The organism is Gloeotrichia echinulata CP02 (assembly GCA_038087035.1).
Classification (GTDB): domain Bacteria; phylum Cyanobacteriota; class Cyanobacteriia; order Cyanobacteriales; family Nostocaceae; genus Gloeotrichia; species Gloeotrichia echinulata.
Genome location: CP051187.1, coordinates 467,969 through 482,321, shown reverse-complemented (window position 1 = coordinate 482,321; position 14,353 = coordinate 467,969). Strand labels below are relative to the sequence as shown.

Below are 14,353 nucleotides of genomic sequence, written 5' to 3'. Positions count from 1 at the left end.
TAGCTTGAGAGCTAACTTTCCAGTCGTGGGTCATCTTCTGGTGGATGCCAACCACCTTTTACCCAAAGTCGTCGCGCTTTGACAATAGAACCCTCGTTATGACGCTCATCATTCAAATCTAAACGATTACAAGTAGCTCGTCCTGTTTCCGTAATACCAATAATCGTCAAACCATCCGCCGACCAAATAAAATGGTCAGACCATTTTTGCTTACGAGGATTAAAAAGAGGAATATTTTTCCCAGTTTCCTGGTCAATGCCGGTTGTAAAGTTGTAGCGATAGCCATTACAACGCTGACATGCCAATGCTAAATTATCAGGCTCATCCGACGAGTTAGGAAAAGACTGGGGAATTATATGGTCGATCGCAAATAAAGCAGCACTTGCTTCTTCCAAAGCATGACAGTATTCACACAGGTATTTTGCCCTTTTCCTGACTACTTTTCTCGTTGCATCATTAACTGTCATGATTCGGCAATGACTTTAGCATTGAGCAAGGTAAAAATGCGATCAAGTTCTAATATTCCTGTTAGTTCAGCTTCTTCTTGTGGTGTCAGCATATCAGTTTTTTTCTTCTCATTGAGTTGATCAAGCCGCGATTGCAGTTCTGGGGTAAATTTGAATAAAGATAAATCTCTCACTTTGCTAATTTGGATTCCAGATTCTACCCAGGATGAGGGTTGAACCATTGTTTGAGTAATCATGGTGGTAATAGATGGAGTTTGATGTATGCTCGCATTCTAGCAATGAATACTTTTAGGTCAACCGATTTTGGATTTTGGATTTTGGATTTTGGATTGACCCCGACCACAAGGGTACCTTGCTTGAGGATTTTGGATTTTGGATTTGTTCCGCCCACAAGGAGCGGGGCTTGTACCGAAACAATCTAAAATCTAAAATCTAAAATTGGCTTGGTCAAGGGAATTTGTTGTGGTTTATTGTTATTGTTACATTTCAAAAACCACATGAGGATTATTTTTCCCCCCGTTGAAACTTCATCGTCATCTCTAGGCGAGATAATGCACTATTAGCGGACTCGCGCACATAGGAATCAGTTGATTCATCCTGAATTAGGGATTGTAAAACCTCCACACCTCGGCTATCGCCAATCGAGCCAAGGGCATTCACTATAGAGATTCCCAGTGCCGGGTTATCTGTAGTTTGCAATGCTTCAATCAAAACATCCACTACGGGAGAACCAATTTCACCCAGGGCCATGACAGCGGCAATATTTACCACGGGATTGGGGTCATTAAGAGCAGTCTTTAAACCCTGCACACCTTCATCTGCAAAGGGAACATCAGGATGATTAATGGCGACTTGCGCGAGTGCTTTAGCAGCACTTCCCCGCACGGTGACATTATCACTATTGAGCAAGGCTTTAACTAGAGGAGTCACTGCATCAGGTCCGATTGCGCCTAAAGCTTTGACAGCAGCTCGCCGATAGGTGGTATCTTCTTCATCCAAAATACCCATCAACCGGGGAATAGTTGTCTCATCGGGATTCTCAGCTAATGCCCACATTGCTTGATCGCGGAGGTGGGGGTTGGGGTGTTTCAGTTGTTGGAATAGTTCTTCTGTAGACATAATAGGGCTTTGAGCAAAAATGTGCAATTAATGTGCAAAAAATTTGTTAACTCAACACTCAGCACTGAGAACTCGGTACTGTTTCTGTGACTTGGCTTTTTCGCGAATCAGCCAATCATCATCATCACCAATTTGTTCATAACCACTGGTATCACCTAGTTTTTCCAGTGCCATCAACGCCGCATACTTCAGATCCCAAATTTTGGTTTCTAGACAGGTTTTTAGTTCAGGAATAGCCTGTGGATCAGCGAGTTCACCGAGAGCGATCGCTGCTGCTGCTCGAGATTTTTGAAACTGTGGTTGTTTGTTATGTAATCCTTCAACTAGTAAATCGTAGGCTGGGCTATGTTTCAACCAACCGAAGAGCTTCATCACATGGAAGTGGGCACCATAATCATTATTGGCTTCTTCGACGTAGGTGGCAAACAACGCCTCAGGAGAAGCATCGGCGTAATGGTCAAGAATGGTTTTAGTTGCTAAATAGCACCGCCCAAAGTCGGTTTCGTACAACCCCCGGATCAAAACTGCCAGAGTGGGGAGGCGATCGTAACTATGCACTAAATTCAAATCCTGGGGATGGTCGTATAATGTCTGCTCTAAATAGGGTTGAATTGTGGCAAAAGTAATTGCTCCAGCAGAGATTCCGGCTTCGGCTAATGTCCGAATTCCTCGCAGCCGAAAAATCAGGGATACAGGACAGCTGGCAATATGGGGAATTGCGTCGTAGTAACGCGCATCCATCAAATCTTGGATGGACAAACGCCGCCCTAAAACATTCGGGTGTTGTAACATCGCCACCACCTTCCCCATCTGGGAATAGTCCCCAGTTAAACGGCAAACAGCCGCCATTGCAGCACTGGCTGTAGGTGGGTCAGCATCATCGACAAATTTACGAATTCGTTCTAGGGCAGGTTGATAATTAAACTTTGTTAATGTATGGATAATCACTCGATAGGTTTGCCCTGGCTTGTCCAACAACTGAGCCACATCTTCTAGTATCTCGGCGTCCTGAGTCCCAATTTCACCAATTGCCCAAACGGCATTTTCTACTGTATAGCAGTCTTCATCACTTAGACATGCGCGAATTACGGGCATAGCTACCCCGGCTTGGAGTCGCCCCAAAGTCTCTACCGACTTCCGACGGACGATGCGGTTATCTAAGCTGGGGTCAGTTTGCTGCACAGCCCGCATCAGGGCGTTGATTGATTGCTCTGTGGGGAAGTTAACTAAATGAGAAGCTGCAATATAGCGTGAATCATTCTCACTCAATTGGTCTTGGGGAGTATCCAAAAGAGCGATCGCGTGGTCTTCTGTGAGATTAAATAAATTAAAAAAGCGTTTATCCATATATATAGATATATCACCTGTCAGCTTGTTGAATCTTATTCAAACAAAACAAACCGCTCATAGGAATCTGTACAAAGCTACCCAAGGATAGCCAAATCTAGACAACTACGTTTGTAATCTTAGTCCAAAGTCCTAAAACTACAGGCACAAACGGCAATGCCTCTATCCCATCCATAAAGTTTGGGATTACTTTCCTAGCTATATTTAAGCTTCCATTGGTATCGGCATTAATTGTTTTACCTGTGGAAGTTTTGTATAAACCTCGTTGAATACGCTTGCCACTAAATACAGGTTTTAATTCCGATTTAGCATGATAAACAGGTAACTTGTCACCATCTAAAGCGCTAGCTTTTGAAGTGTAACTTTCTTCAGTTAAAACAACATCAACACCTGCTAATTGCGCTTTATAGGTCAACGGATTAATTAACTTAGCATGAGGGATTTTGGTAAATTCTTGATTGTTCTTTTGACCAATATTAATATCTTGCTTCCATCCTGAGTTATTACCGATAATCAACTGACAAATCCCGTTGATTTGACACCAATCAATTACTCTACGGCTAACTGTATGGAGGTAATTATCAATCCGTCTATCACGTTTACTGTTGAGTTATTTAACCTGTTTCCCAACTTCTATTGATTGTGCTTTTGCTAATCGTTTATTGAAAAATTGGTTAATACTTTTTAACGGTCTACCATTAATCAAAAGCGGTCTAATGCCGGGATGATTGGATGTTATAGCCATCAAATTGTTTAAGCCAAGGTCTACACCTGCTGAATATTTACCTGTAGCTTTTCTCGGCTCATCAACCGTGTAAACTATTTCAATAACGTAATGATTTAACTTGGTAACAATCCTCACTTGGTCTATGTTTTTAGCTTTTGTGTCAATCTGTATATTGGTCTGAGATAGTTTAACAATACCTTTGGTTAACGCTGGTTTTGATATTGCATCTAGCGGATAAATGACAACATTTCGACCGCGTTCTTTATGTTTGTATCCTGGTATTTTCGGTTTCCCAAGATACTTTTCGGGATGTTTAGACCAATCTTTTAATGCTGCTAACCATCCTTTCCAAGTTTCTGAGACTCTACGCACAATCTGTTTACTAACTTTGGTTGGTAAATAGCGATATGCTTCTAGATTCTTGGTTTGATGATAGATGTCAATTGAGTTGTAATACTTCTTGGTCTCAAAAAAATATTGACGCTGAACATAGTTAACAGCATTGTAAAGATGCTTGGATTGCAAAGCTAAATAATCACATTCTTTCCAAAACTTATGCTGTCGGTTGATTACGTGTTTCTCAACTAATTGCATTTGACTCGACCTCTCAAATTTAGATTTATTCCCCGAATAAATTCGGGGGCTTCAGACCAGTTTAGATTTTAAATTTTGAATCTTCAATCCAAAATTTAAAATCTAAAATCTAAAATCTAAAATCTAAAATTCGGTGACAATGTACCCTTGCCACCAAATGACTAGTTTGACAAGTGAACTAGGACAGAGAGTTAATAGCGTAGTCCAGTAAAGCATTGTACTCAGTCAATGCTTGAGCAGACAGATCGCGAGGAGCGCAACCACGGTTACGAGCAAAGCTTAATGCTTCAACGTAGGGAGCGGTGGGCAAGCCCAAAGCGCGATAAACTTCACGTTGACCAGCAATACCCCACTCATCCAATGGACCAGTACCGCCAACTACCAAGCTGTACTGAATGAGGCGCAGATAGTGCTTGATGTCACGAGCGCACTTAGCCTTGAAGGTATCGGTGGAATTAGCTTCACCAGCATTGTTCAAGTAAGGATACTTCTTGATACAAGCGTCGTAGGCTTCTTTTGCAACTGCGTCGATGTTGTTAGCTAGCTTTTCAGCTGCTTCTAAACGAGCAGATGCACGTTGGATAGAACCTTGTACTGATTCTAAATCAGAGGTGCTGGGGAAACGACCTGCAGCATCAGCAGATGCAATAACTGTGGTAACAACGGATTTCATTTCTTAAATCTCCCAAAAGGCTGTTAATGTTAACTGTGTTAGATGTTGATCTGTTGAGTTAATTGCGATTAGCTCAGAGCAGAAATTACGCGATCAAAGTAGCTGGAAGCTTCAGCAACCAAGCTAGCGCAACGATCTTCTGTGACGATGGAACCCATCTTACGCAATTTGGAACCAGCAAACTTTTCACTGGGAGTGTCTTGAATGTGAGCAGCTGCTTGAGCCTTCATGATTTGAACTGCACGCACTGTGGAGGTGGTGGGTACGCCTAGAGCAGCATAGGTTTCTTTCAAACCGTTCAAGCAACGATCATCTAGAACTGAAGCGTCACCAGCTAATAGAGCGTAGGTTACATAGCGTAAGATGATTTCAGCATCGCGCAGACAAGCAGCCATGCGACGGTTGGGATAGCAGTTACCACCAGCTTGGATCAAACCTTGGTTTTCGCAGATCATTCCAGCCACAGCATCAGAAACCATGCAGCTAGCGTTGCTAGCGATCGCATTTACAGCATCCAAACGTCTGTTACCACTAGCCACGAAGGCTCTAAGAGCAGCAATATCAGATACGGTAGAAGTGCTGGCATCTGCTGAAACTACAGCTCTTGAAAAAGCGTCAAGCATTTCGCTCTCCTTAAAAATTGGTTTTCTGTTGAAACTTGATTCCCTGTTCGGTGAACAAGACAATATAGAACATAAAAGATGAAACCTATCTCAGTCTCAGTTATGAGAAACTAAGTAATAATCCTTAACAAACAATCCCCAGTCAGAATTACTCTGACTGGGGGTAGAAACTGTAACTTAATTTATACCCAGATATAGACAAAGCTTAATGATTGTCCATATCTTGAATCAGTTCATCAACATATTCTCTTAGCCGTTCTTGCCATCCAGGAACGGCGTTTAGTTTTTCTTTCTGCCCTACTCTACCCTTAAAGCAGATTGTCATTTGTCATTTGTCATTTGTCATTGGTCATTGGTCATTACTCATTACTCATTACTCATTACTCATTACTCATTACTCATTACTCATTACTCATTACTCATTACTCATTACTCATTACTCATTACTCATTACTCATTACTCATTACTCATTACTCATTACTCATTACTCATTACTCATTACTCATTACTCATTACTCATTACTCATTACTCATTACTCATTACTCATTACTCATTACTCATTACTCATTACTCATTACTCATTACTCATTACTCATTACTCATTACTCATTACTCATTACTCATTACTGATTACTCATTACTCATTACTCATTACTGATTACTCATTACTCATTACTCATTACTCATTACTCATTACTCATTACTCATTACTCATTACTGATTACTCATTACTCATTACTCATTACTCATTACTCATTACTGATTACTCATTACTCATTACTCATTACTCATTACTCATTACTCATTACTCATTACTCATTACTCATTACTCATTACTCATTACTCATTACTCATTACTCATTACTCATTACTCATTACTCATTACTCATTACTCATTACTCATTACTCATTACTCATTACTCATTACTCATTACTCATTACTCATTACTCATTACTCATTACTCATTACTCATTACTCATTACTCATTACTCATTACTCATTACTCATTACTCATTACTCATTACTCATTACTCATTACTCATTACTCATTACTCATTACTCATTACTCATTACTCATTACTCATTACTCATTACTGATTACTCATTACTCATTACTCATTACTCATTACTCATTACTCATTACTCATTACTCATTACTCATTACTCATTACTCATTACTCATTACTCATTACTCATTACTCATTACTCATTACTCATTACTCATTACTCATTACTCATTACTCATTACTCATTACTCATTACTCATTACTCATTACTCATTACTCATTACTCATTACTCATTACTCATTACTCATTACTCATTACTCATTACTCATTACTCATTACTCATTACTCATTACTCATTACTCATTACTCATTACTCATTACTCATTACTCATTACTCATTACTCATTACTCATTACTCATTACTCATTACTCATTACTCATTACTCATTACTCATTACTCATTACTCATTACTCATTACTCATTACTCATTACTCATTACTCATTACTCATTACTCATTACTCATTACTCATTACTCATTACTCATTACTCATTACTCATTACTCATTACTCATTACTCATTACTCATTACTCATTACTCATTACTCATTACTCATTACTCATTACTCATTACTCATTACTCATTACTCATTACTCATATCAATGCTTGAAGATGTAGCTAAAAATGTGATGCCAATAGATGTCAAAGATTTAAGAAGATTAGGAATAGATGAAATTAGTTTGGTCAAAGGACAAGGAAAATTTATTGTCGTGCTAGTAGATATAGATTCAGGTAAATTGATAGGTTTAGTAAAAGAAAGAAAACAAATTGAAATCAAAAAAACCATGAGAATGTGGGGAGAAAAAGTTTTGTCACAAATAGAAGAAGTAAGTATTGATATGACAGGCAATTATAAATCTTTAATTGAGAAGATTTGTCCAAACGCCCTTGTAACGGTAGATAGGTTCCATGTTACTAAATTAGTACATGAAGAATTAAATCGAGCTGGGATAGCAGAAAATAAAATAGCATCTGAGTTAAATGCCCCGGAAAGAAAAAAAGTATTTGAAAGTTTAAAAGGAAATAAATTTACAATTCTAAAAGCCGAGAATAAGCTCACCGAAAAGCAAAAAGATAAATTAAATAGAATTAAACAAGCTTCTCCTTTAATAGCTAGAATGCATTCATTAAAAGAAGATTTTCACAATTTATTTGAAGACAATAAAAATGTGGTAACGGGAACGCTAGAATTAATCAATTGGTTAAAAAAAGCTGAACCATATTATCAAAGAAGTGTGCAGACAATTAAACGGTGGTTTGGAGAAATAGTCGGATATTTTGAACGAAGGACTACCAGTGGAGTAGTAGAAGGAATAAATAATAAACTGAAGTTAATAAAGCGAAGTGGATTTGGATTTAGAAACTTTCGTAATTTTGAGATTAGAGCTTTACTTTCTTGGCATTATCCTATCAATTTAGCACGCTAAGTACGCAAGAGCCATAGATTCAATCTAGAGAATAGAAAAAAGTTTCGGAAGAAATTTATCAAAATTCGGGAATATTTTCTTAAAGCTGCTATAATTTAGGTTTTTATAGCCCTTATTTGCAAGACTTAATGCTGTTTTAATGAACAAAAGTAAACATAGATTAAAAAAAATAAAAAACATCATAATTTATGTAGTTGATCTGGCAATATTGAGAGTATGCTTAATCATCGGAGCCTAGTTGAAAACTATAAGTAACTAAGCGCAAACAAACTTAAATATTCATGAGTGTTTTTTAGTTTTTCATGAACTTAAGTGCTAGTGACTAATCACTAATGAGTAAAGTTTGTTTGTAGACAATGGCGTACTAGGTTGTTCAGTAATGTGGCGAAAATCCACTACTGAGCCAATCACTAAGAGCAAAAACCAAAGCAACCTTAACAACAAGAGGTAAGATGATCGAGAAAATTTTACTGGCTGTCTCTGGATTAGGCCATGCGGAAGAGATGCTCAAATTTTTGAAGGAAGTGCCATCGATCCGAGACGCCAAAGTTACAGTTTTGCATGTTGTGCCTTCTCAATCTACCGCTGCAGCGATGACCGAAAAGTGGGAAGAGGGTGGCAAAATTCTGGCTAATGCTATTCAGGGTTTAAGCTTAGATCCAAGTCAGGTTTCTTCAATTTTGCGGCAAGGCGATCCCAAAGATGTGGTTTGTCAGGTAGCGGACGAAATTGATGCTGACTTGATTATCATGGGTTCACGGGGACTCAAGCGACTACAATCGATTTTAGGGAACTCTATTAGTCAGTATGTTTTCCAATTGTCTTCTCGCCCCATGTTGCTGGTAAAAGATGACATTTATGTCAAACGAATCAACCGCATTATGGTGGCAATAGATAACTCTGATGCGGCAAAAAATTGCTTGAAATTGGCTTTGTTCTTACTGCGAGGTATTGAGGGCAGTCAATTAATTTTGACTAATATTACTACAGATTTGCGTGGCAAATCATCTGAAGTAACCGAAATCACGCCAGAAAAAAATTCTGTTTTGGGAGAGGCGTTTGCAGAAGCTGAAAGAGTCGGGGTGCGCGCTCGTTGTTTCAGCAGCAGTGGTAAGCCTGGTGAAGAAATTTGTCGTTTGGCAGAAAAGTTGAACGTAGATTTATTGTTGCTCGGCTCTCCTGACCGTCGTCCATCGGTAGCTAAGAGTTTTGTCGATATCGACCGATTAGTAGGTGCTTCTTTATCTGACTATGTTCGAGTCAATGCTAGTTGTCCTGTTTTATTGGCACGAACAGTAGCTTAAGGTCGAATAGGACTCAATACTGCTCGGTTAAGGAAAATTGTATGTTGGGTTTCGTTCCTCAACCCAACCTACGCAGGTTAAGGTTTTTGGGCTTAACCGAGCAGTATTGGAATAGGACTTACCGCAAATTTGGGTCTAGAGCCAAGTCCACAACGGCGGTTGATAACCAAAAACCCCTACACTTGTCGTGCAGGGGTTTTTCATTTTCCACAAACAAGCAGTCTTAACTATCTTTTCCACCTTCGCGGCTAGCAGTTTGGATGTAAAGAATGATTAAAAATACAGAGGGAACAAGTACGAACAGAATGCTCGCAACGAACCCTAGCTCATTAACTTGCATGGCAAGACAGCCCCTTTTTAATTTCCAGTCAACAACATTAGAATATCATCTATAGATGACGGAGTTAGTCCAAATTTTCTGCTTGTGCAAATGCTAACCAAACAAGGACTAACCCAAAAACTTAAGGTTTAGTTACCACGCTCACTGGTCCATTGACTAAGGTTTGACAGGCAAGGCGGTAATTTTCGGGTTTTTTCTGCAATTTTCGGTTTTCTACATCTGTGCGCGGGGAAAGATTTTCTATGCCTTCGACGATCTCGATAATGCAAGTGCCACACTGACCATAGCCGCCGCAGTTAGTCATTTTAGCAAACAATGTGTAGATGTCAATGCCATTTTGCACCGCTTTGAGCCGGAGATTAGCACCATCCGCTGCTATTACTTCTTTATTTTCTTTAACAAAGTTGATATTACCCATACCTGATTCCTTGTTGACTTTATGCGTGGCTTGATACATTCATCTTACTGACTTATGATTCAACAATATTAAAAAATATTAAATATTTTAGCGATAGGGGAGCAACTTGGGGTAAATAGACCACGCATCTGGGGCGCAAGGCCTTGCGCCCCTACGATTATCTGTGGTTATGGGCTGAAAATTGCTGTAATTTGTCAGTAAAGAGGGTGCGTCATCTGAGGCTAAGTAGACCACGCATCGGGGGCGCAAGGCCTTGCGCCCCTACACTTATCCCCATGTCTAAAGCCAGGGGCTTGCGTCTCGCTTTTTGGTCAGTCCCTAAGCACGACTTTCTAGCGGGTTAGCAATGTATTTGAATGTTGGTTCAGAATTCCAAGGGCCACGCTCATCCTTTCCATTTCCATTTGTCGATAGGTGGTAGTAAAGAGCCACAGTTTCGTCTGGCTTAATATTACCGAACATGGGATCTGTCAACTTACCCAGTGAATCTAAAGCCTTCATAAACATCTGAGTGTGAGAAATTTCTCGCGTCAAAAGATGCACCAAAGTCTGTTGAGTTTCTTGGTCAGTTGCAAGTTTAATTAACTGTTCATAAGTTTGACGCGCTCCAGCTTCAGATGCAATATTAGCTCTCAAATCACGGACTACATCTCCACCCTCATTCAAGTAATTTGCAGTCCAAGCACTACCTTGACTATCTAAAAAGTGTGGTCCTACTCCTCGGATAGCAAACAGAGTACTTTTATAAGCCGCTGTTTGATCGACATTTTTGGTATGGGCTTCGATGAGCTTACCCACCATCTCTAAATGTCCAAATTCCTCAATTGCAATATCTTGCAGCATGTCTTTAATGCCAGAATTTTCGACATGAAAAGATTGCACCCAGTATTGTAAAGCCGCTGTTAGTTCTCCTGTTGCGCCGCCAAACTGCTCTAGAAGTAACTGGGCAAACGGGGGGTTAGGCTCACCGATTTTGACTACATGAATTGGTTCTTTTTTGTGAAAAAACATGCTATTTACCAGGATGTTGTTGATAGATTAATTGCAGAAAATATCTTTTTATTCACCAGTTTTATTTAGGACTGGTGAATCGTAGACTGACCCAATATGTTGAGAATGTCATGCTTTTTAGCTAACAACTGAAACTAAGCATTACTCCTGCGCGCTAACAGTCCCCATAGGTAAATAGCAATCACTGCACCAATGATAGCAACCACTAGACCAGGAATATTTAAACCAGCACCAGCAGCAGTAATTTGTAAGGTTCCTGTTCGGATTAATGTAAATAAAGTTCCACCAAGAAAAGCACCGACAATACCCAGTATTATGGTTGAGAGTATACCACCACCCTGATAACCTGGATAAATAGCTTTGGCGATCGCACCAGCCAAAAGCCCTAATATAACCCAAGCAATAATATTCATAATTGCCTCAAAAAACAGATTCGGATCTGTATAGAATCTATCAAGCAGGCTTCATGATTATTTCTGCCAAACGAGAGAAATGTTACAATCAAAAGATAGAGGTAAAATTTTATATCAAATTTTTCTCAATTAATAAGCTCAAGACCTACTCTCCGCGCACATTATATCTTCTGTTTTGGAGTTCAAGAGTCAAGGGTCAGGTGTCAAAAGTCCGGGTTTTTGGACTCTTGACTTTTGACGCCAGAGCGGAGCTATCCAGCGCTCCGGTCTTGTCTGCGACACGCTGCGCGATGACAACCAGAGCGAAAAAAATATGACAGTTGCGTAAGTCCTAATTAACTGAGAATAGCTTTGAAAACGGTAAAGATACCTGAAATCTTGAGCAATGACCAATGACAAACCTTATTTACGGCGAACTACTTAAAAACAAACTATTCTCTATCGACTTTCGCACATGGGGAGTGACATTAGCAGCACTCTTGAGGCAATCTAGCAGTAATTGGTGAGCATCCCAGTACTGCTGCAGATAGTGCCAGTCTTCTGGATTAAACTCCCAAAGATGACCAATTTGGCGATCGCTAATCATTATAGTGCGTAATTTCCCCTGCCAAGCTTCTCCATGCGTTTGCCACCAGATTTTTAATGCTTCTCTACCTTGATTTGGCGAGGGTAGTTGGTCTTTTAGGTCTTGTAGGGATGTTTGTAAAGATGGTTTATCCTCAACCAGATGTTCCACCTCAAGAGCTAAATTTAAAGCTGAGAACCTGTGGAAGAATATATCAGCAGTCATGGCTAAACTCACTCCCAGAGCATGAGTCAGAGCCAGATCCAAACCTAAATCAACAACGAGATTACCTGCTAACCCATGATCTAAAGATATAGCCAAATTTTGGTTGCGGGCTAAAGGATGTTCTGAGGGAAGACCAATAGTGAAGTAAAACCCACGCACACTAGCTGGGTGATAGGAGGTATTAACTGCAAGAGATTTTTGCCACAACCACCGCAGATAATCTTGTAATTTGGCATTTTTAGCCGCTAAAGTATCAATCTGCTCCTTCATTAACAGGAATAAATCATCACCAGGTTGCAACATTCCGGCGCTGAGTAAAAAAACTTCTCGCCAACGCTTTTCATTTAAGTGAGTGACGAATTCTTGCAGTGTTTGGGTATTCGCATTAGCAACAATTTCTCGTGCTGTGAAATACTCATGAAAAGTCAAATGAGAGAAAGAATAAATTCCGCGTGCCCTTTCAATTAATAACCCATGTTGGGCTTCAATTGCTTTTAACACAGCCCCACTCTCAATTTCCAATGCATCTGCATCAGTGATACCCTGGGGAAGATGGCGTAAATATTCGCCAATTAGTTGCCGCATTTTAGCTTCTGGTAGCAAGTAATTTCCTTGACTAAAGGTACTCGCAGCTACATAACTCAGCAGCTTAATTTTATGCAGTAACGACAAATCACGATAAATTTGATCTCGTTTAATCCCCCTGGCTTCATCCCAGCGCACCAGTAATAGTTCTAATCCTTGTTTATAGAGTTCAGAGCGTTGAGTGGGAAAATCTTCTGCAAATTGAAACAATAAACAGGTAAGATTAAGCAAAATCGGTGTAGTTGCCAACTCGAGAATTTGCAAATTCTCAGCCAGATCTAGCTTTTGCATAAACTTATGTGCCAAAGCTTGTGCTGCAATTGGCGAATTTTTGGCTACCGCCAAAAACCATTTATTCGCAAAAGCCGCAATTTGTAATTTGGTTAAATCAGCAATTTCTACTTCAGTAAAACCCTGAAACTTGTAATGTTGAGCAGCAATGCGGCAGGTAATAATTATCTTATTTCTGTAATAATTATCAATAAAATATCGGATGTTTTTGATAATTTCATCCGAATCTTCGCCCCCAACCTCATCTAAACCATCTAGGAGAATCAAAGCTTTACCCTGAGAAAAAACTGTGGTCATTTCTTGCTCAGAAATGCCAAAGCTCTTAAAATATTCATGCAGGTAATTTAATAAACTAATTTGCGTGCGCCCTCTAATATCTTCAGCAAAGTTTTTCAGGCTGACGAAAATGGGCACACAATCTGGTTTAAAAGTTCCTAGATTACAACTAATCGCAATTGATTGTAAAAATGTCGTTTTACCAGAGCCTGGTTTTCCCAGCACCATTAGCTTAGAATGTTTGCCAACTGCTTCTAGTCCCCAAACCCGTTCTTGAAGGACTTTACCTAAGCCAAATCTGTCAAATTCATGAGGTTTTAACTTTTGTAAATGGTTTAGTTCCAACCATCTCTTGCTGGCCATTTCTTCGAGAATATTGACATCGACATAAAGGTCATTTAAGTCGATAGGCCGAGCCACATCCAAAATGTGCAAGGTTCCGCACTGGGCTTGAATCTTCTCATGGTGAGCCGACCGCAGCTTTTGTACTAGGGTATCAATATCTACAACCGAATTAGCAGGTGTATCTGGAGGTGATTCATCCAGTCCCGACTTTTCGGCGATTTCTGTGGGGTCTAGCTCTAGGATAAAGCAAATTTCATTGAAAGCGTGACGGTCTATAGGCTTACCGGTAAAAAATTTCCAAATGGGCTGACGAGTTTCTAAACCTACAGCCGCAGCTAGATATTCTTGTGTCCAGCCTTTGCGTTTAAAAGCCTGTTTGGCTTTTCTAATCCCTTCGGATGATACCTGTAATGAGCGTTTTGCCATTCCTTATACTACCAAAATATCAAATGTTTATGCCTTTGTATACAACTTATACAGAATATACTGAAAGTTCTACCCAAAACCTAACACAAGATCATACATCACCTGT

General features: G+C 39.7%; 16 protein-coding genes. 3 read left to right on the top strand and 13 right to left on the bottom strand.

Features of this window, described 5'->3' with window-relative positions; genetic code table 11:
* Window positions 1-11: 11 nt before the first annotated feature.
* The 8 genes from HEQ19_02110 to cpeB all read right to left on the bottom strand — a co-directional run bounded on the left by HEQ19_02110 (window position 12) and on the right by cpeB (window position 5,550).
* Window positions 12-467, bottom strand: a complete 456-nt coding sequence (locus HEQ19_02110; GenBank protein WYL98493.1) for an HNH endonuclease — start codon at window positions 465-467, stop codon at window positions 12-14.
* Window positions 464-703 (bottom strand): hypothetical protein, encoded by a 240-nt coding sequence (locus HEQ19_02105; GenBank protein ID WYL98492.1) that lies wholly within the window; start codon window positions 701-703, stop codon window positions 464-466. Before HEQ19_02105 ends, HEQ19_02110 begins: the two co-directional genes overlap by 4 nt.
* Window positions 704-971: 268 nt before the next feature.
* Entirely contained in the window at window positions 972-1,586 is a 615-nt protein-coding gene (locus HEQ19_02100; GenBank protein ID WYL98491.1) for a HEAT repeat domain-containing protein, read from the bottom strand.
* Between the two features lie 51 nt (window positions 1,587-1,637).
* Window positions 1,638-2,933 carry a HEAT repeat domain-containing protein gene (locus HEQ19_02095; protein ID WYL98490.1) on the bottom strand — a complete coding sequence of 432 codons (1,296 nt, stop codon included), beginning with the start codon at window positions 2,931-2,933 and terminating at the stop codon, window positions 1,638-1,640.
* 97 nt (window positions 2,934-3,030) lie between these two features.
* Window positions 3,031-3,468, bottom strand: coding sequence for a zinc ribbon domain-containing protein (locus HEQ19_30625; protein WZI67228.1), 438 nt, complete (start codon window positions 3,466-3,468; stop codon window positions 3,031-3,033).
* Between the two features lie 75 nt (window positions 3,469-3,543).
* A complete protein-coding gene (locus HEQ19_30620; protein ID WZI67093.1) occupies window positions 3,544-4,254 on the bottom strand; it encodes a hypothetical protein in 711 nt (236 codons plus the stop codon).
* A 178-nt stretch (window positions 4,255-4,432) separates the two neighbouring features.
* A complete protein-coding gene (gene cpeA, locus HEQ19_02085) occupies window positions 4,433-4,927 on the bottom strand; it encodes a C-phycoerythrin subunit alpha (GenBank protein WYL98489.1) in 495 nt (164 codons plus the stop codon).
* Window positions 4,928-4,995: 68 nt separating this feature from the next.
* Complete coding sequence (cpeB, locus tag HEQ19_02080) at window positions 4,996-5,550, bottom strand: C-phycoerythrin subunit beta (GenBank protein ID WYL98488.1); 555 nt, start codon at window positions 5,548-5,550, stop codon at window positions 4,996-4,998.
* 325 nt (window positions 5,551-5,875) lie between these two features.
* On the opposite strand from cpeB, the gene HEQ19_30615 reads away from it, so the two are divergent.
* From HEQ19_30615 to HEQ19_02070, 3 genes are all read left to right on the top strand, one after another.
* Entirely contained in the window at window positions 5,876-7,231 is a 1,356-nt protein-coding gene (locus HEQ19_30615; protein ID WZI67092.1) for a hypothetical protein, read from the top strand.
* Window positions 7,224-8,048, top strand: coding sequence for an ISL3 family transposase (locus HEQ19_02075; GenBank protein WYM03211.2), 825 nt, complete (start codon window positions 7,224-7,226; stop codon window positions 8,046-8,048). The genes HEQ19_30615 and HEQ19_02075 overlap by 8 nt, the downstream gene beginning before the upstream one ends.
* A gap of 452 nt (window positions 8,049-8,500) precedes the next feature.
* Window positions 8,501-9,352 carry a universal stress protein gene (locus HEQ19_02070; GenBank protein WYL98487.1) on the top strand — a complete coding sequence of 284 codons (852 nt, stop codon included), beginning with the start codon at window positions 8,501-8,503 and terminating at the stop codon, window positions 9,350-9,352.
* A 223-nt stretch (window positions 9,353-9,575) separates the two neighbouring features.
* Here the strand turns inward: HEQ19_02070 and psbM are convergent, their stop codons facing one another.
* The 5 genes from psbM to HEQ19_02045 form a co-directional block, all read right to left on the bottom strand.
* Window positions 9,576-9,692, bottom strand: coding sequence for a photosystem II reaction center protein PsbM (psbM, locus tag HEQ19_02065; GenBank protein WYL98486.1), 117 nt, complete (start codon window positions 9,690-9,692; stop codon window positions 9,576-9,578).
* 121 nt (window positions 9,693-9,813) lie between these two features.
* Complete coding sequence (locus HEQ19_02060) at window positions 9,814-10,110, bottom strand: 2Fe-2S iron-sulfur cluster-binding protein (GenBank protein ID WYM03210.1); 297 nt, start codon at window positions 10,108-10,110, stop codon at window positions 9,814-9,816.
* Window positions 10,111-10,428: 318 nt separating this feature from the next.
* Window positions 10,429-11,121, bottom strand: coding sequence for a manganese catalase family protein (locus tag HEQ19_02055; protein ID WYL98485.1), 693 nt, complete (start codon window positions 11,119-11,121; stop codon window positions 10,429-10,431).
* Window positions 11,122-11,255: 134 nt separating this feature from the next.
* A complete protein-coding gene (locus HEQ19_02050; GenBank protein WYL98484.1) occupies window positions 11,256-11,534 on the bottom strand; it encodes a GlsB/YeaQ/YmgE family stress response membrane protein in 279 nt (92 codons plus the stop codon).
* 406 nt (window positions 11,535-11,940) lie between these two features.
* Window positions 11,941-14,247, bottom strand: a complete 2,307-nt coding sequence (locus HEQ19_02045) for an NACHT domain-containing NTPase (protein WYL98483.1) — start codon at window positions 14,245-14,247, stop codon at window positions 11,941-11,943.
* Window positions 14,248-14,353 lie beyond the last annotated feature (106 nt).

What these genes read in the sequence shown, in the direction of transcription:
- HEQ19_02110 (WYL98493.1), bottom strand. Translation starts at nt 467, where the DNA reads ATGACAGTTAATGATGCAACGAGAAAAGTAGTCAGGAAAAGGGCAAAA.
- HEQ19_02105 (WYL98492.1), bottom strand. Translation starts at nt 703, where the DNA reads ATGATTACTCAAACAATGGTTCAACCCTCATCCTGGGTAGAATCTGGA.
- HEQ19_02100 (WYL98491.1), bottom strand. Translation starts at nt 1,586, where the DNA reads ATGTCTACAGAAGAACTATTCCAACAACTGAAACACCCCAACCCCCAC.
- HEQ19_02095 (WYL98490.1), bottom strand. Translation starts at nt 2,933, where the DNA reads ATGGATAAACGCTTTTTTAATTTATTTAATCTCACAGAAGACCACGCG.
- HEQ19_30620 (WZI67093.1), bottom strand. Translation starts at nt 4,254, where the DNA reads ATGCAATTAGTTGAGAAACACGTAATCAACCGACAGCATAAGTTTTGG.
- cpeA (WYL98489.1), bottom strand. Translation starts at nt 4,927, where the DNA reads ATGAAATCCGTTGTTACCACAGTTATTGCATCTGCTGATGCTGCAGGT.
- cpeB (WYL98488.1), bottom strand. Translation starts at nt 5,550, where the DNA reads ATGCTTGACGCTTTTTCAAGAGCTGTAGTTTCAGCAGATGCCAGCACT.
- HEQ19_02075 (WYM03211.2), top strand. Translation starts at nt 7,224, where the DNA reads ATGCTTGAAGATGTAGCTAAAAATGTGATGCCAATAGATGTCAAAGAT.
- HEQ19_02070 (WYL98487.1), top strand. Translation starts at nt 8,501, where the DNA reads ATGATCGAGAAAATTTTACTGGCTGTCTCTGGATTAGGCCATGCGGAA.
- psbM (WYL98486.1), bottom strand. Translation starts at nt 9,692, where the DNA reads ATGCAAGTTAATGAGCTAGGGTTCGTTGCGAGCATTCTGTTCGTACTT.
- HEQ19_02060 (WYM03210.1), bottom strand. Translation starts at nt 10,110, where the DNA reads ATGGGTAATATCAACTTTGTTAAAGAAAATAAAGAAGTAATAGCAGCG.
- HEQ19_02055 (WYL98485.1), bottom strand. Translation starts at nt 11,121, where the DNA reads ATGTTTTTTCACAAAAAAGAACCAATTCATGTAGTCAAAATCGGTGAG.
- HEQ19_02050 (WYL98484.1), bottom strand. Translation starts at nt 11,534, where the DNA reads ATGAATATTATTGCTTGGGTTATATTAGGGCTTTTGGCTGGTGCGATC.
- HEQ19_02045 (WYL98483.1), bottom strand. Translation starts at nt 14,247, where the DNA reads ATGGCAAAACGCTCATTACAGGTATCATCCGAAGGGATTAGAAAAGCC.